This is a genomic window from Thermus igniterrae ATCC 700962 (assembly GCF_000376265.1).
Classification (GTDB): Bacteria; Deinococcota; Deinococci; order Deinococcales; family Thermaceae; genus Thermus; species Thermus igniterrae.
On the sequence record NZ_AQWU01000061.1, the window covers coordinates 29,616 to 44,707 of the forward strand.

A 15,092-nucleotide genomic window follows, 5' to 3' on the forward strand; every position below is an offset into this window, starting at 1 on the left:
GGCCCCATGGAGCCTGTCATGGTGGACGCCCACCTGGACCTGGCCTGGAACGTCCGGGCCCTGGGGCGGGACCTCACCCTTCCCCTGGACCGCCTCCGCGCCCAGGACCCCCACCCCGACACCCCCCTGGTGACCCTCCCCAGCCTGCGGGAGGCAGGGGTGGCGGTGGCCTTCGCCACCCTCTTCGTGGACCCCAGGGAGGGGGGAATAGACGCGTGGCAGGAGGAGGTCTGGGCCCAGCTGGCCCTCTACGAGGCCTGGGAGGGCGCAGGCCTGGTGCGCATTCTGCGGGAAAGAGAGGACCTCCTGGCCCACCTGGAGCGCTTTCCCAAAGACGGCACCTTGGGCCTAATCCTCCTTCTGGAAGGGGCCCACGCCCTTCCCACCCCGGAGGACCTCCGCCCCTTGCGGGCCCGGGGGCTCAGGCTCCTCTCCCTCACCTGGGCCACGGCCAGCCCCTACGCCGGGGGCAACGCCGAGGCGGGGCCGCTTACGGGGGCGGGCAGGGAGCTTCTTGGGGAGATGGAGCGCCTAGGGGTGGCCCTGGACCTCTCCCACCTGGCGGAGGAGGCGGCCTGGGAGGCCCTGGAGCGCTTTGGGGGTGCGGTCTGCGCCACCCACGCCAACGCCCAGGCCCTGGTGCCCACCCCCCGCCACCTCCCTGACCCCCTTCTGCAGGCCCTGGGGGAGCGGGGGGGTGTTCTGGGCCTGGTGCCCTTCAACGCCTTCCTGGACCCCGGTTGGAAGCGGGGGATGAAAAGGCTTCCCCTCGCCGCCTTCCTCCGCCACAAGGCCCACGCGGAGGCCTTCCTGGGCCCCCAGGGGGTGGGCCTGGGCACGGACTGGGACGGGGGGTTTGGCCTGGAGGCCGTCCCTGAGGGGCTGGACCGCCACCGGGACCTCCGGGCCCTGGGGGACGGGGGGTTCCTGGGGGAAAACTGGCTACGCTGGCTTCGCTCCTGGTTCTAGGGGGACCACCGCCAGGGTGCAGCGGCTGGCGGCCACCAGCCTGCCCTCCTCGTCGTAAACCTTTATCTCCCAGACCTGGGTGGTGCGCCCCACGTGCAGGGGCCTCCCCACCGCCCGGATGACCCCGGCCTGCTTCTTGCGGATGTGGTTGCAGTTGATCTCCAGGCCGAAGGCGGCGTGGCCCGGGGGAGCGTTCAGGAAGCCGCCGATGCTGGCCACGCTTTCCGCCAGGGCCACCGTGGCCCCGCCGTGGAGGAAGCCAAAGGGCTGGTGCACCCTGGGGCCCACCTCCAGCTCGGCCACCACCTCCTCCTTTTCCAGCTTCAGGTAGCGCACCCCCAGGGTGCCGTCCAGGGTCTCCCGTCCCAGGATGCCCGTGAGGTCCATGGCCTGGAGTATAAAGGGGGTTGTGGGCGAGGTGCGGGTCTTCCCTGGGCTTCTCTCTCCTCCGGCGGGGCTGGACTTCCTTAAAGCCCTTCCCTCGGAGGAGGGACTGCACCTGGTGGCCTTTGGGGAGGGGGCCCTAAAGGCCCTACAGGTGGCCTATCGGGAAGGGGCCAGGAGCCTCGTTCTCCTTTCCCCCGTCCTACGCAAGGACGCCCTCCTGGCCGCCCGGCTTGAGGCCCTCCGCTTTGGCCTGGAGCGGGGTGGGGTGGAGGGGTTTGCCCGAATCGGCCGGGCCCTCTTCTTCGGCCCCCGTACCGTGGGTAGCGAGGAGATCTTCCAGGCCTGGCGGGAGGGGCTTTCCCAGGAGGGGGTTTGGGCCTGGCTCAGGCTGCTGGAGGGGCTTTCCGATGAGCGCCGCTGGCTAAGGGGTACCGAGGCCCGGGTCCTGGTGGTCCAGGGGGCTTGGGACGCCTTCACCCCGCCCCTTTACGGGAAGGAGGCAGCGGACTTTGCCAAGGGGGAGGCCCTGCGCTTTGCCCTGGAGGGGGCCGGCCACCTGGTCCCCTGGGAGGCCATGGAGGAGGTGAGGGAGCTGGTGGCGGACTTCCTTCTGGGGGAGGGGTTCCGTCCCCTGCCGGGGGGGCTGGCCCTGTGAGGCGCACGGGCTACATCCACCTCTATGGCCTGAACCTGGTTTTTGACCGGGTGGGCCAGGGGCCGGCGGTGGTGCTCCTGGCGGAGGAGGCCTCCCGCTGGCCCCAAGCCCTGCCTCCCGGCTTCACCTTCTACCTCCTGGACCTCCCCGGGTTCGGCCGCACCGGGGGACCTCCCCTCACTCCGGAGGAACTAGCCGAGTATGTGGCGGGCTTTTTGGTCATGTTGAACCTGGGCGCCCCACCCCTTCTGGTCCGCGGGGTGGGGGAGCGGGTGGGGGCGGTGTTGGCCGAGCGGGGATACCGGGTTTTCTCCGGGCTTGATTTAAGTGAAGCCTTGCTCAAGGGGGCGTTTCCCTGATACCATACCGTCAGGAGGTACGCTTATGAGGAAACTGTTCGTCCTTCTTGCGGTGGCCATGGGCCTGGCCTCGGCGCAGTTCTCTGCGGAGACCCTGAAGCCTTCCCTGGCGGTGGTGGGCGGCACGCAGGGTTTCGGGCTGGAGGTTTCCTGGCACTGCCTCCTCTTCCAGCCTCCGGTGGGCGAGGTGCGGCCGGCTTTGGACCTGGCCTACACGGTTTCCGGCGAGGTTAACGGCGCCTTCCTCTTCCGCTACCTCTACCCCGTGGCCGAGGGGCTGAAGGCGGGGGTGGGCCTTGGGGTGGCCATCCCCAGGTTCCGGTTCGGGGACACCCGCTTCTACTTCCGGGCGGATGCGGAGTACGACCTGAAGGCGGCCACGGGGGCCCCCCTCTTCCTGGGTGGGGACTTCGGCCTGGCTGGCAACACCTTGGCGGCCCAGATCAAGCTGGGCTACCGCTTCTAGCCCCGATGGAAGAGGGGGTGGGCCTAGCCCACCCCCTCTTTACTTTGGGCCTCAGGCTTCTTCCCCCTCTTCCATCCCCTCCGGGGCGTCCACCTCGGCCTTCATCACCTCCCGGAGGAGGCTGGTGGCGTAGCTTCCCTTGGGGAGGAAGAAGGAGAGCCAAAGCCCCTCGGGGGTTGCCTCCAGGTTCCATTCCTCCAGGGGCACCCGGATGGGCCTCCTGGCCCCCCGGCGGGCGGTGAACTCCTCCCGGCGGAGGTCGTAGCGGCGGAGGACCTCGTCCTCCAGGGCCCGGGCCTCCCCCTGGGCCTCGGGGTACTTCTTGCCGAAGAGGGGGCCGGTGGCGCTGATCTCCAGCCTCAGGGCCCTTTCCGCCTCCTCAGGGGCCTCCACCAGGAACTCCCCCCCGGTGGCGTGCTTCTTGGCCCAGTCCCCCGGGATGACCCGGTCGTAGAGGCCCCGCTCCAGGCGCAAGGCCACCCAGTCGTTGAAGAGGAGGCTTTGCAGGCTTCCAATGAGGAAGCGCTTCAGCCAGGGGCTTCCCCGGCCCTTGCCCTTCTTCACCAGCTCGTAGCCCCGCAAGGGGTTGAGCCCCCCCAGGCCGAAGCGCTGGGGGCCGTAGTAGTTGGGGACACCCCGGGCGGCCAGGGCCCGCAGGATGGCCTCAGCCTGCTCCCTTCCCTGGGCGCCCCGGATGAGGATGCGGAAGCGGTTGCCCTTGAGGTGGCCGGTCCGGAGCTTGTTGGTGTGGAGGTTGGCCTCTAAAAGCCGCACTCCCCGGAGGTTTTCCAGGAGGCAGAGGGCGTCCTCGTGGGTGCGGGGGATGGAGAACCACTGCCGGGTCCGGGCATGCTTGTCCTTGAGGCCCGCCACCCCGATGGCCTTCTCCGGCACCCCCACCTCGTCCCGCAGGAACTCAAAGACCTCCCGGGTGGTGAGCCCCTCCTTTTCCAGGAGGAGGTAGAGGTGCTCCCCCTCCCCCTTGGGCAGGTAGGCGGGCACCTCCTCCACCTGGAAGTCCTCGGGCTTCAGGCGGATGGCCCCGCCCACCCCGGGGAGCCCCGCGGTGAGGAAGGGGTAGCGCTCAGGGCGGTATACCAGGTCCATCCCTTCATTTTGGCTCAGGGAAGGGCCTCAAGCCAAGACTGGAGCACCCCGAAGCCGTAGCGGAAGAAGTCCTCGGAGGCCAGGTCCACCCCGGCCTTGGCCAGGATTTCCTTGGGGCTTGCGCTCTCCCCGGCCTCGAGGACCTCCAGGTACTTGGGCACGAAGGCCTGGCCCTCCTCCCGGTACCTGCCGTACAGGGCCAGGACCACCAGGTAGCCCAGGGCGTAGCTGTAGGTGTAGAAGCGGTAGTGGACGAAGTGGGGGATGCCGGCCCAGGCCGCCTGGTCCAGCTCCGTCCAGGCCACGGCCTCCCCGTAGAGCCGGGCCTGCTCCTCCTGCCAGATTTGGTGGAAGGCCTCGGGGGAGAGGGCGGCCTCTTTGCGGGCCTCGAGGCTCCGCCTTTCAAAGAAGGTGTACATCACCTGGCGGAAGAGGGTGTTCACCGCGTCCTCCACCCGCTCGGCCAGGAGGAGGGTCCGCTCCCCTTCGGGAAGGTTCTCCATGAGGAGGTCGTCCAGGAGGATTTCCGCAAAGACGCTGGCCGTCTCCGCCAGGGGGGTGGAGGCCCCAAAGTTGAGGAGGCGCTGCTTGCGGGCCAGGTAGAAGTGCACCCCGTGCCCCAGCTCGTGGGCCAGGGTGTGGGCGGCGTCCAGGTCGTCCGTGTGGTTGAGGAGCACGTAGGGGTGGGTGGAGGGAAGCCCCCCGGCGCAGAAGGCCCCGCCCCGCTTGCCAGGCCGGGGGTAGACGTCAATCCAGCGCCTTTCAAAGAACTCCCGGGCAATGGCCTCCACCCGGGGGGAGAAGCGGCGGAAGGCGGTAAGGACCAGCTCCTTGGCTTCGGCAAAGGGTATTTTGGGCTTCTCCGCCCTCAGGGGGGCCAGGAGGTCCTGGCTTGGGGTCTTCTCCAGGCCAAGCCGCTTGGCCTTCCAGCGGTAGTAGGCCTCCACCAGGCCGTAGTGTGCCTGGGTGGCCTCGAGGAGGGCCTCTATGTCCCGCACCGCCACCTCGTCCCGCAGGGCCACGGGCTCCAGAGGATGGCGGTAGCCCCTGAGGCGCAGGTCCTGCAGGTAGTCCAGGTAGACCGCGTTGAAGACGGCGCTCAGGGTGGGGGCCTCGGCCATGAGCTTGCTGTAAAGCTCCCGGTGGGCCTCCCGGCGCACCGCGGGGTCAGGGTCCCGCCGCAGGGCCCGCACCTCCATCTCCGTAAGCTCCTTGCCCCCCACCCGGAAGCGGAAGCGGCCGGTGTACTCGGTGTAGAACTGGCTCCAGGCGCTCCTTCCCACCAGGCCCTTGAGGTTGAGGAGCTCCTCCTCCCGTTCCGAAAGGGTGTAGGGGGCATAGGCCCTTTGCTGCAGGAGGAAGTGGCGCAGGTCGGCAAGCCCCGGGTGTTCCAGGAGCCTGCGGAAGGCCTCTTCGGCGAGCTTCTTGAGGGCCACCTCCAGGGGGACAAGCCGGTTCCTGAGCTCGGTGTAGCGGTTGCGCACCCGGTCCAGGAGGGCCTTGGCCACGGCGTCCTGGGTGCGGGTGGCGAAGTAGAGGCTGGCGTAGCTCAGGGGCTTGTGCCCCTTCTCCAGGGCCCGCTCGTAGTCCCGGAAGAGGGCCTCAGCCCTGTGGGGGTCCAGAAGGCCTTCCGGGGAAAGCCCCTCGGCCAGGGCCAGGGCTTCCTGGAGGTCTTCCTCAAGCCTCGGGTCCTCGGGGCCGGAGTACAGGTCAGAGAGGTCCCACTCCATGGGGGCCACTATACCGCCACCCCGGTTAAGGGATGTGTAAGCCTTCCGGGCTAGGGTGGGAAGGGAAGGAGGTGAAAGATGAAAAGGCAGTTTTGGCTTTTGGCCCTGATCCTTTCGGCCTGCAGCTTCCCCTTCAATTACTCCATCAACCTCCTCGACTACCTGGAAGTAGAGGGAACCTTCCAAGTGGGTGCTGGCGGCATAGACCCTAATCCCAAGGACGTTGGACCCGTGCAAGTTTCCTGGAACCCAGACCCCCGGGTGAGCCTCTCTGGAGCTACCTTGGAGTTCCGGGTCTGCTTCACCTCCCAAACTTCTGGGGCCGCTTTTAGCGGGACCTTGGCCTATACCGCCTACTTGGGGGCCCAAGGGGGAAGCGGTCTTTTTGTACCCGCCAACAAGGTGGCTGAGGGGACGCGGAATATCTCCGGTTTGGGTAGCGGTTCTGTGTGCGTGGAGGGCCAGGCCAACCTCACCCCGGCGCAGCTGCAGGCCATTCAGAGCGGTAACTTTTACGTGGGCGCCAGGATCTCTGGTACAGCCCAAAGCGCTCAGGAGGCCATCATCCGCTACCGGGGAGAGGTCTTCCGCCTCAATCTCTCTGGCAGCGTGCGGCCCTTCTAGGGGTGAGGGATGAGGAGGCGGTTGGTTGCCTTGGCCTTGGCCCTGGATCTGGCCTTGGCCCAGGAGCGCAAAGTGGACGCCCTCCACGGGTACGCCTTGGCTCTCCCCGAGGGGTACGCCGCCCGGGTGCTGGACTACGGCCTTCTGGTGGGGGACCTCGAGGCCTTCCTCCTGGTGCGGGGCCTGCCCCTGAAGCCTCCCCGGGAGGCGGTGGCCCCCTTCCTGGAGGAGGCCAGGTGGCTTGCCCCTGGCCAGGCCCGCCACCACTTCAAGGCCTTTCCCGGGGGGCTTCTCCTCCTGGGCCAGGGGCTTGGCTACCCCTGGCCTCTGGCGGGAAGCCTGACGGGGATCCCCCTTCCCGCCTACCAGGACCCCTTCCTCCTGGGCCTCCGCTACGAGGCCGCCCACCTGCTCCTGCCCGGTCCCAAAAGCCTGCTCTCCGTGAGCGCCTACCTCCCGGCCGATGCCCCGGCCCAGGCGCGCAAGGAGGCCCTGGCGGTCCTGCGCTCCCTGGAGTTCCTGCCCCCTGGGGCCCGGGTGCCCTACGGGGTGCAGGCGGTGCGGGACCCGGTTCTGGGGATGGAGGCCTTCTATGCCCCTGTGCCCCAGGGCTGGCGCTTCCAGGGCGCGCTGGTGCCGGCCTCGGCCCATCTGCGCCACCTGGCCTTCCTCCTCCAGGGAGAGGGGGTTTCCCTGCGCCGCGACCTCCTTTACACCCAGGCCCAGGGCCTCCAGGGTGCCTTTGGCGGAGGCGCCCAGACCAGCCTCCTCTGGAACGGCCAGGGTAGCCAGCTTCCGGGCTTCCTCTGCCCAGCCACGGCGAAGGAGGTGGGGGAGTTCCTGCTCAGCCTCTGGGGCCAGGAGACCGGGCGGGCCTGGCAGGTGGGGAGGGTGGGGCCGGCCAGGATCTTCCAAAGCCGGGTGGGCCGCCGCCTTCAGGAACTCCAGGAGGCCTATGAGGCCTCCATGGCCGCAGGCCTCCCCTTCACCCCCCAGCGCCAAGGGGTACGGCTGGAGCTGGAGGCCACCTCGGGGGGGCTGGTGCGGAAGGCCTATGTGGCGGGCCATGTGGTCTTTTTCAACCAGCCGAGCACTTTTGCCTCCAGCGCCTACTGCTCCCTGGGCCTGGAGGTGGTGCTTGAGGAGGGGACCCGCGAGGCCCTGGCCAAGGCCCAGCCCCTCCTCTTCGGCTTCCGCGCTGGCCTTAGGGCCCATCCCCAGTGGGGGGCCCTCGAGGCCCAGCGGGGACAGCAGGCGGGCCGGACCACCACCGCGGTTTTGCTGGAAAAGCTTCGCCAGGACCAGGAGTTCAACACCTGGATGCGCCAAAGCTGGGCCAATCTCCTCTCCGACCAGACCTACGTGCGCGACCCCAGCACCGGGGAGATCTTCCGCGCCTACAAGGCCTCCTTTGACACCGGCACCTTCTGGCGCGACCCCGTCTTTGGCGGAGTGGTGGGGGCAGTGGAGCGGGGCGGGCGGTTGGAGGAGGCCTTGCGCCAGGGGGGCTGGCGGCAGCTGGAGGAGTCCCTCTCCGGGCTTCCCGGAACCTGGCAGCGGTGAGCCATGGAGGTCCTCAAGTACCAGCCCTGGCAGTGGCGGGCCGCCCTGGGCCGCCTCCTCCTGGGCGGCGGGGTCCTCCTCCTCACCCTTTGGGTGGCCTTCGGGATGGGTCCCATCCCTGGCCTCCTGCTCTTGTTCGGCGCGGCCTTCGGGGGGCTCTACCTCTGGCGCACGGGGGTAGAACCCCTCCGGCGCGCCGGACTGGAGGTGCTCCTGGAGCCCGAGGGGGTCCGGATAGGGGAGAGGTTCTACCCCCGTGGGGCCTTCCGCGGCGTGGAGGGCCCCCGGGGGCGCTGGGCGGCCTATCTCCTTTCCCATCCCGCTCAGCCGGGACTCCACCGCCAGGGCAATCCCTTGGCCCCAAGCCCCCTCTTTCACCTGGACTTTGGGGGGGAACGGGTGCCCCTCTGGCTGGACCTGCCCGGGTGGGACCGGATGCTCAGGCACCTGGGCCTGGACTGGACCGAGCATCCCGGGCTTTCCCGCTACCTGAGCCTGGTGGAGGGCATGGGCTGGCTCAACGGCCTCCTTTATCCACCGCAGGAGGCGGAGGAGGTCTGGCTGAGGGCCCGGAGGCGCTACCGGCGCCTCATGGGCCTCCTGTGGTTGGGCTTTGGGCTCATGGTCCTAGGGTTTATCGGGGAGATTGCCCAGGTCCACAGGGTGGTGGAATGGGTCATGGTGGGGTTCACCCTGGTGGGGTTTTTACTGGCCATTTATGCCACGGGGGTCGTGCTTGGGGGCCGGAACGTGCAGGGGTGGGGGATGCGCTACAACCCCTTGCGGGCTTTGAGGGACGAGGAACTCGCCTAACGCCTGGTGTAGGGGTCATGGCAGGGGAAAAGCCCTATCCTTAAGGGCGTGGCTGCGCTCGTCATCTACAAAGGCCGGCCCGCCCTGGCGGAGGAGAGGGGCGATAAGCTGGAGCTCATCCTCCCCGATGGCGGCCGGGCCAAGGTTCGCTCCAAGGACGTGCTCTTCCTCCATCCGGGCCCGGCCTCCCTGGACCTGAAAGTGCCCCAGGGCGAGGCCGAGGCCGCCTGGGAGCTTCTGGAAGGGGAGCGGGTGAGCCTTCGGGAGCTGGCCGAGCTGCTCTACGGGGCCTTCACCCCGGAGGCCGCCTACGGGGCCTTCCTCCTGGCCCAGGCGGGGGAGCGCTTCGTGCTGGAAGGCGACGGGGTGCGGGTTCGCACCCGGGAGGAGGTCTTGGCCCTCGAGGAGGCCAAAAAGCGCAAGGAGGAGCGGGAGAGGGCCTTTCAGGAGGCCCTAGAGCGCCTGCGCGCCGGGCGCTTTCTCCCCGAGGACCGCCCCCTCCTCGCCGAGGTGGAGGCCTTGGCCCTGGGGGAGAGGCGGGAAAGCCGGGTGCTGAAGGCCCTGGGCCAGCCCGAGACCCCGGAGGCCGCCCACGGCCTCCTCCTGCGGCTTGGCCTCTGGCTTCGGGAAAACCCCCATCCCCGCCGGCTGGGCCTGCCCCTGACCCCTCCGGAGCTTCCCGTACCTCCCCTGCCCCAGGAGGACCGGGTGGACCTCACCCACCTTCCCGCCTACGCCATAGACGACGAGGGGAGCCAGGACCCCGACGACGCCCTCTTTGCCGAGGAGGTGGATGGAGGGTTCCGCCTCCTGGTGCACGTGGCCGATGTGGCCGCCCTGGTGCCCCCGGGAAGTCCCCTGGACGAGGAGGCCATGCGCCGAGGGGCCAACCTCTACCTGCCCGAGGGCACGGTGCCCATGCTGCCCCCTGGGGTCACCCAGGCCTTGGGCCTGGGGCTGGGGGAGGTTTCCCCTGCCCTTACCTTTGAGCTTTGGGTTTCCGAGGCAGGGGAGCTTCTGGAAGAGCGCCTCTACCCCAGCTGGGTGCGGGTGAAGCGGCTCACCTACAAGGAGGCCCTGGAGGTACCCGAGCTTTCCCCGCTTAAGGCCGTGGCCCAGGCCTTTTACCGAAAGCGGCTTGCCCAAGGGGCCCTGGACATCCAGCTTCCCGAGGTGAAGGTGCGGGTGGAGGAGGGCAAGGTGCGCCTCACCCCCTTGCCACCTTATGAGAGCCGCCTCTGGGTGCGGGAGGCCATGCTCCTGGCGGGGTACGCCGCCGCCCACCTGGCCCTGCGCGAGGGGCTTCCCTTCCCCTTCGCCACCCAGGAGGCCCCCTCCCGCCGGGTGGAGGGGGAGGGTATGGCCGCCATGTGGGAGCAGCGTAAGGCCTTGAGGCGGGCCCAGCTTAGGGCGGTTCCCGCGCCCCACAAGGGGTTGGGCCTGCCGGTGTATGCCCAGGTGACGAGCCCCTTGAGGCGCTACCTGGACCTGGTGGCCCACCAGCAACTTAGGGCCTGGCTCAAGGGGGAAAAACCCCTTTCCCAGGAGGCCCTCCTGGAACGGGTGGGGGCGGCGGAGGCGGTGGCCGACGGGGTGCGGGAGGCCGAGCGCAAGAGCAAGCTCCACTGGACCCTCCTCTACCTGAAGGAAGAAGGCTACGAGGGGCCGGGGGTCCTGGTGGAAAAGCGGGGCGGGCAAGGGGTTTTCCTCCTGCCAGAGTTGGCGCTTACCGCCCAGGTGGCCCTCTCCCAGCCCCTGCCCCTGAACGCGGAGGTCCGCCTTCGTTTCCTCGAGGCGGACCTCCCCAACCTGGAAGCCCGTTTTGCCCTGGTCTAGCTACATGTGCTCAATCAGGGCCCGGCCGAACTCGCTGGTCTTGAGCAGGGTGGCGGGCTTGCCCTCCGCCTGGAGGAGGCGGTGGAAGTCGTAGGTGACCAGGCCCTTGGCGATGGTGCGCTCCATGGCCTGGAGGATGAGGTCCGCGGCCTCGTTCCAGCCCAGGTAGCGGAGCATCATCTCCCCGGAGAGGATGACGCTACTGGGGTTCACCTTGTCCTGGCCCGCGTACTTGGGGGCGGTGCCGTGGGTGGCCTCAAAGACCGCGTGCCCGGTCAGGTAGTTGATGTTGGCCCCGGGGGCGATGCCGATGCCCCCCACCTGGGCGGCCAGGGCGTCGGAGATGTAGTCGCCGTTGAGGTTCAGGGTGGCGATGACCGAGTACTCGTCGGGGCGGAGGAGGATTTGCTGCAGGAAGTTGTCGGCGATCATGTCCTTGATGACGATATCCCGCCCGGTGCGGGGGTTTTTCAGCACGTGCCAGGGGCCGCCGTCTAGGGGTACCGCCCCGTAGCGCTCCCGGGCCAGGGCGTACCCCCATTCCCGGAAGGCACCCTCGGTGAACTTCATGATGTTGCCCTTGTGGACCAGGGTGACGCTGGGGAGGTCTTCCTTGATGGCGTAGTCTATGGCCGCGGCCACCAGGCGTTCGGTGCCCTCCCTGGACACGGGCTTGATGCCGATGCCCGAGGTTTCGGGGAAGCGGATCTTGGCGTAGGCCTTGGGGAACTCCCGCTTCAGGAACTCCAGGACCTTCCCCACCTCCTCGCTTCCCGCCGGCCACTCAATCCCCGCGTAGATGTCCTCGGTGTTCTCCCGGAAGATGACCATGTTGACCAGCTCCGGGTGCTTGACCGGGCTCGGCACCCCCCGGAACCAGCGCACCGGGCGCACGCAGGCGTAGAGGTCCAGCTCCTGCCGCAGGGCCACGTTGATGGAGCGGATGCCGCCCCCCACCGGGGTGGTCAGGGGGCCCTTGATGGCCACCAGGTACTCGCGGATGAAGTCCAGGGTCTCCTGGGGAAGCCAGATGGGCTCTCCGTACACCTGGTTGGCCTTTTCCCCGGCGTAAATCTCCACCCAGGCGATCTTCCGCTTCCCCCCGTAGGCCTTGGCCACCGCCGCGTCTAGGACGGGCTGGGCCGCTCTCCAGATGTCGGGGCCGGTTCCGTCCCCCTCAATGAAGCCGATGAGGGGCCGGTCAGGGACCTGGAGGATCCCGTCCTTGATGGTGATCCGCTCGCCCTCCTCCGGGATACGAATGTGCTTGTAGGCCATAGCTGACCTCCGGGCCATAGCATACCCCCTCCTCGGGGGAAAAGTGTCCTAGACTCTTCCTATGCCGGATGCCGTGGTGGTGGGGGCGGGGATTGTGGGGGCGGCCTGCGCTTTCCGGTTGGCGCAGGCGGGGCTTAAGGTCCTGGTCCTGGAGAAAGAGGCCACCTATGCCCAGGGGTCCACGGGCCGGAGCGCCGCCGGGGTTCGGGTGCAGTTCTCCGAGCCCCTGAACGTTCTCCTCTCCTACCATTCCATCCTGGAGTACCGGGCCATTCCTGAGGCGGGCTACCGGCCTATCGGCTACCTCTTCTTGGTGCCTGAGGCCCTGCGGGAAGCCCAGGAAGAAGCCCTGAAGGGGCAGCTGGCCCTGGGGGTGCCGGTGCAGAGGCTCTCCCTGGAGGAGGCCAAGGCCCGGGTCCCCTTCCGTGAGACGGGGTTGGCCTTCGCCACCTTCGGGCCCATGGACGGGGTCATTGACCCCCACGGGGCCACAGCCCACTACCTGGGGGAGGCCCGGCGGCGGGGGGCCGAGCTCCGCTTTTCTGAACCCCTCCTCTCCGCCCGCAGGCAGGGGGGGCTTTGGCGGGTGGAGACCCCCAGGGGGCGGTACGAGGCTCCCTACCTCCTCCTCTGCACGGGGGCCTGGACGGGGGAGGTGGGAAGGCGGCTGGGCTTGGAGCTCCCCGTCTACCCCGTGCGCCGCATGGTCTTCGCCAGCGCTCCGGCTCCCTTTCCCCACGCCTTTCCCCTCACCATAGACCTGGCCACGGGCTTCTACCTGCGCTCGGAGGGGGAGAGGGTCCTCCTCGGCCGCTCCAACCCCGACGAACCCCCAGGCTTCCGGGAGGGGATGGACTGGGGGTGGCTGGGGCCCACCCTCGAGGCCGGCCTTCTCCGCTTCCCCTTCCTGGAGGGCCTGGCCCTGGACCGGAAGGCCAGCTGGTGGGGCTACTACGAGATGACCCCCGACCACAACCCCATCCTGGGCTTTGTGGAGGAGGGGCTTTTGGTGGCCGCGGGATTTTCCGGCCACGGCGTGCAGCAGGCGGCCATGGTGGGGCGGCTCATGGCCGAGGAGGTCCGCCATGGCCGGGCGCAAAGCCTCAACATAGACCCCTTCCGCCTGGCCCGCTTCCGGGAGGGGCGGCTTGTGCGGGAGCGGGGCATCGTGTAGGTGCTTGGCCCGAGCCCCGGGATAAGATAAGGGGGTCCTTCGGGACGAAGGGAGGATTCCGTGCGCCTATTCCTGGCGGTGCTATTCCTGGCGGGTGCGGCCCTGGCCCAGACCGTGGTCAAGGGGCTTACCCCGGCCGAACTGGAGGCGGTACTCAAGCAAAGCGGCATCCCCTACGAGAAAACCGGAGCCCAGGAGTACCGGGTGGAGATGGCCGGGCTGAAGAAGGTGTGGCTCTACCTGGACTTTTGCCAGGCAAACCGGTGCGGGGTGCTCAGCCTGAGCGCGGGCTTTACCCTGGAGGAGCCCCCCGACCTGGAACTCGTCAACCAGTGGAACCGGGAGCATCGCTTCAGCCGCGCCTACCTGGACGATGAGGGAGCGGTTTGGGTGGAGTCCGACCTGGACCTCACGGGCGGGGTCAGCCTGGGGGCGGTGCAGGCTTTTCTGGAACTCTTTGCCGAAGAGACCCTGCCCGACTTCATGGAGCACATCGGCTTTGAGCCTTGACCGGGGCGGGGTCCTCCCCTAAGATGGGGGGTGCCTGGGGCTTGCCCGGCGGCGTAGCTCAGGTGGTCAGAGCACACGACTCATAATCGTGGTGTCGTGGGTTCGAGTCCCACCGCCGCCACCAGGAAGGATGCCCACCGGCTTTGCGGCCGGTGGGCTTCGTGCTACCGGGGAAATCTTGGGAACTTTGCCGGGGCAGTGGGGCACAGGCAGGTAGGGGACCTGACGGCGGGGGGCTGCTACACTGAGCGAGGAAAGGGCCCGGGATCCCCCCGGTCGCCCTGGAGGGTATATGCGCGCACACATCATCACCTACGGATGCCAGATGAACGAGTACGACTCCCACCTGGTGGCCAGCGAGCTGGTGAGCCTGGGGTGGGAGCTGGTGGACTCGGTGGAGGAGGCGGACTTTGTCCTGGTGAACACCTGCGCCGTGCGGGGAAAGCCCGTGGAGAAGGTGCGCTCCCTCCTTGGGCAGCTGCGCAAGGAGAAGGAGCGCCGGGGGCTTCTCGTGGGCATGATGGGCTGCCTGGCCCAGCTGGACGAGGGGCAGCAGATGGCCCGCAAGTTCGGGGTGGACGTCCTTCTAGGCCCCGGGGCCCTCACCTCCTTGCCCGAGGCCCTTAAGGGGAACCAGCGCTTCTGGGACCTCACCTTCCGCGAGGACGTCCTGGACTACATCCCCCCGCCCCCCAAGGGGGCCCTCTCTGCCCACGTGACCATCATCCGGGGGTGCAACCACCACTGCACCTACTGCATCGTGCCCACCACCCGGGGCCCGGAGGTTTCCCGCCACCCGGACCTAATCCTGAAGGAGATTGAGGCCCTCAAGGCGGCGGGGGTGGTGGAGATCACCCTCCTGGGCCAGAACGTGAACTCCTACGGCAAGGACCAGCCGGGCTTCCCTTCCTTTGCCGAGCTTCTGCGGTTAGTGGGCCAGATGGGCATTCCCCGGGTGCGCTTCCTCACCAGCCACCCGGTGAACTTCACCGACGACATCATTGAGGCCATCGCCGAGACCCCGGCCATCACCCGCTACATCCACCTGCCGGTGCAGTCGGGTTCCGACCGAGTCCTGCGTCGCATGGCCCGGGAGTACCGCAGGGCCCACTACCTGGAGCGCATCCGCCGCATCCGCGAGGCCCTTCCCGATGCCGTCCTTTCCACCGACATCATCGTGGGCTTTCCCGGAGAGACCGAGGAGGACTTCCAGGAAACCCTCTCCCTCTACGACGAGGTGGGGTACGACCAGGCCTACATGTTCATCTACTCCCCCCGCCCCGGCACCCCCGCCTACAAGCACTTCCAGGACCTGCCCCGGGAGGTAAAGGTGGAGCGCCTGCAGCGCCTCATTGAGAAGCAGAAGGAGTGGAGCTACCGCCGCAACCTGGAGTGGGTGGGGAAGACCGTGGAGGTATTGGTGCGGGGGGCGGCCAAGGAGGAGGGGTACGTGCAGGGGCACGACCGGGGAAACCACCCTGTGCTCCTTCCCGCCCAGCAGGCCCCAAGGCCGGGCCTCTACCAGGTGGAGATCAAGCAGGCCACGCCGCACCTGCTCTTTGGGGAGGTGGTGGGCGCCACGGAGCCTGCCCCCATCCCTCTGCCCGTAGCCTAAGGGGGC

General features: G+C 68.5%; 15 protein-coding genes and 1 tRNA gene. 12 read left to right on the forward strand and 4 right to left on the reverse strand.

Features of this window, described 5'->3' with window-relative positions; genetic code table 11:
- Window positions 1-6 precede the first annotated feature (6 nt).
- On the forward strand, window positions 7-969 hold the full coding sequence (locus B128_RS0106140) for a dipeptidase (protein ID WP_026175066.1): 963 nt from the start codon (window positions 7-9) through the stop codon (window positions 967-969).
- On the opposite strand, the gene B128_RS0106145 is transcribed toward B128_RS0106140, so the two are convergent.
- Window positions 943-1,356 carry a PaaI family thioesterase gene (locus B128_RS0106145; RefSeq protein ID WP_018111402.1) on the reverse strand — a complete coding sequence of 138 codons (414 nt, stop codon included), beginning with the start codon at window positions 1,354-1,356 and terminating at the stop codon, window positions 943-945. The genes B128_RS0106140 and B128_RS0106145 overlap by 27 nt on opposite strands.
- Before the next feature lie 22 nt (window positions 1,357-1,378).
- Here B128_RS0106145 and B128_RS0106150 point away from each other — a divergent pair, with 22 nt between their 5' ends.
- The 3 genes from B128_RS0106150 to B128_RS0106160 are packed head-to-tail and all read left to right on the forward strand — an operon-like array spanning window position 1,379 to window position 2,836.
- Window positions 1,379-2,011: an alpha/beta fold hydrolase gene (locus tag B128_RS0106150; protein ID WP_018111403.1), complete on the forward strand. Its 633-nt coding sequence runs from the start codon at window positions 1,379-1,381 to the stop codon at window positions 2,009-2,011.
- The gene (locus tag B128_RS0106155; protein WP_018111404.1) at window positions 2,008-2,370 is read left to right on the forward strand and encodes an alpha/beta fold hydrolase; all 363 of its coding nucleotides are present in this window, start codon (window positions 2,008-2,010) and stop codon (window positions 2,368-2,370) included. Before B128_RS0106150 ends, B128_RS0106155 begins: the two co-directional genes overlap by 4 nt.
- Before the next feature lie 25 nt (window positions 2,371-2,395).
- Complete coding sequence (locus B128_RS0106160) at window positions 2,396-2,836, forward strand: hypothetical protein (protein ID WP_018111405.1); 441 nt, start codon at window positions 2,396-2,398, stop codon at window positions 2,834-2,836.
- 51 nt (window positions 2,837-2,887) lie between these two features.
- Here the strand turns inward: B128_RS0106160 and truD are convergent, their stop codons facing one another.
- A complete protein-coding gene (gene truD, locus B128_RS0106165; RefSeq protein WP_018111406.1) occupies window positions 2,888-3,943 on the reverse strand; it encodes a tRNA pseudouridine(13) synthase TruD in 1,056 nt (351 codons plus the stop codon).
- 14 nt (window positions 3,944-3,957) lie between these two features.
- Window positions 3,958-5,673 (reverse strand): M3 family oligoendopeptidase, encoded by a 1,716-nt coding sequence (locus B128_RS0106170; protein WP_018111407.1) that lies wholly within the window; start codon window positions 5,671-5,673, stop codon window positions 3,958-3,960.
- Between the two features lie 78 nt (window positions 5,674-5,751).
- Between B128_RS0106170 and B128_RS0106175 the strand changes: the two genes are divergently transcribed.
- From B128_RS0106175 to B128_RS0106190, 4 genes are read left to right on the forward strand one after another with little or no spacing between them, the layout of a single operon-like run.
- The gene (locus B128_RS0106175) at window positions 5,752-6,297 is read left to right on the forward strand and encodes a hypothetical protein (RefSeq protein ID WP_018111408.1); all 546 of its coding nucleotides are present in this window, start codon (window positions 5,752-5,754) and stop codon (window positions 6,295-6,297) included.
- A 9-nt stretch (window positions 6,298-6,306) separates the two neighbouring features.
- A complete protein-coding gene (locus B128_RS0106180) occupies window positions 6,307-7,860 on the forward strand; it encodes a hypothetical protein (RefSeq protein WP_040683580.1) in 1,554 nt (517 codons plus the stop codon).
- A 3-nt stretch (window positions 7,861-7,863) separates the two neighbouring features.
- Window positions 7,864-8,673, forward strand: a complete 810-nt coding sequence (locus tag B128_RS12440) for a hypothetical protein (protein ID WP_018111410.1) — start codon at window positions 7,864-7,866, stop codon at window positions 8,671-8,673.
- A gap of 48 nt (window positions 8,674-8,721) precedes the next feature.
- Entirely contained in the window at window positions 8,722-10,509 is a 1,788-nt protein-coding gene (locus tag B128_RS0106190) for an RNB domain-containing ribonuclease (RefSeq protein WP_018111411.1), read from the forward strand.
- Here B128_RS0106190 and icd read toward each other — a convergent pair whose 3' ends face one another.
- The gene (gene icd / locus B128_RS0106195; RefSeq protein WP_018111412.1) at window positions 10,510-11,787 is read right to left on the reverse strand and encodes an NADP-dependent isocitrate dehydrogenase; all 1,278 of its coding nucleotides are present in this window, start codon (window positions 11,785-11,787) and stop codon (window positions 10,510-10,512) included.
- Window positions 11,788-11,848: 61 nt separating this feature from the next.
- Here icd and B128_RS0106200 point away from each other — a divergent pair, with 61 nt between their 5' ends.
- The 4 genes from B128_RS0106200 (at window position 11,849) to miaB (ending at window position 15,086) form a co-directional block, all read left to right on the forward strand.
- Window positions 11,849-12,961, forward strand: coding sequence for an NAD(P)/FAD-dependent oxidoreductase (locus B128_RS0106200; RefSeq protein ID WP_018111413.1), 1,113 nt, complete (start codon window positions 11,849-11,851; stop codon window positions 12,959-12,961).
- A 60-nt stretch (window positions 12,962-13,021) separates the two neighbouring features.
- The gene (locus B128_RS0106205; RefSeq protein ID WP_018111414.1) at window positions 13,022-13,471 is read left to right on the forward strand and encodes a YbjN domain-containing protein; all 450 of its coding nucleotides are present in this window, start codon (window positions 13,022-13,024) and stop codon (window positions 13,469-13,471) included.
- Between the two features lie 47 nt (window positions 13,472-13,518).
- Window positions 13,519-13,595 (forward strand) — tRNA-Met (locus B128_RS0106210).
- Between the two features lie 168 nt (window positions 13,596-13,763).
- The gene (gene miaB / locus B128_RS0106215) at window positions 13,764-15,086 is read left to right on the forward strand and encodes a tRNA (N6-isopentenyl adenosine(37)-C2)-methylthiotransferase MiaB (protein WP_018111415.1); all 1,323 of its coding nucleotides are present in this window, start codon (window positions 13,764-13,766) and stop codon (window positions 15,084-15,086) included.
- Window positions 15,087-15,092 lie beyond the last annotated feature (6 nt).

Excerpts from the sequence above, each read along its gene's own strand:
- B128_RS0106140 (WP_026175066.1), top strand. The coding sequence starts at position 7 with ATGGAGCCTGTCATGGTGGACGCCCACCTGGACCTGGCCTGGAACGTC.
- B128_RS0106145 (WP_018111402.1), bottom strand. The coding sequence starts at position 1,356 with ATGGACCTCACGGGCATCCTGGGACGGGAGACCCTGGACGGCACCCTG.
- B128_RS0106160 (WP_018111405.1), top strand. The coding sequence starts at position 2,396 with ATGAGGAAACTGTTCGTCCTTCTTGCGGTGGCCATGGGCCTGGCCTCG.
- truD (WP_018111406.1), bottom strand. The coding sequence starts at position 3,943 with ATGGACCTGGTATACCGCCCTGAGCGCTACCCCTTCCTCACCGCGGGG.
- B128_RS0106170 (WP_018111407.1), bottom strand. The coding sequence starts at position 5,673 with ATGGAGTGGGACCTCTCTGACCTGTACTCCGGCCCCGAGGACCCGAGG.
- B128_RS0106175 (WP_018111408.1), top strand. The coding sequence starts at position 5,752 with ATGAAAAGGCAGTTTTGGCTTTTGGCCCTGATCCTTTCGGCCTGCAGC.
- B128_RS0106180 (WP_040683580.1), top strand. The coding sequence starts at position 6,307 with ATGAGGAGGCGGTTGGTTGCCTTGGCCTTGGCCCTGGATCTGGCCTTG.
- B128_RS12440 (WP_018111410.1), top strand. The coding sequence starts at position 7,864 with ATGGAGGTCCTCAAGTACCAGCCCTGGCAGTGGCGGGCCGCCCTGGGC.
- icd (WP_018111412.1), bottom strand. The coding sequence starts at position 11,787 with ATGGCCTACAAGCACATTCGTATCCCGGAGGAGGGCGAGCGGATCACC.
- B128_RS0106200 (WP_018111413.1), top strand. The coding sequence starts at position 11,849 with ATGCCGGATGCCGTGGTGGTGGGGGCGGGGATTGTGGGGGCGGCCTGC.
- miaB (WP_018111415.1), top strand. The coding sequence starts at position 13,764 with ATGCGCGCACACATCATCACCTACGGATGCCAGATGAACGAGTACGAC.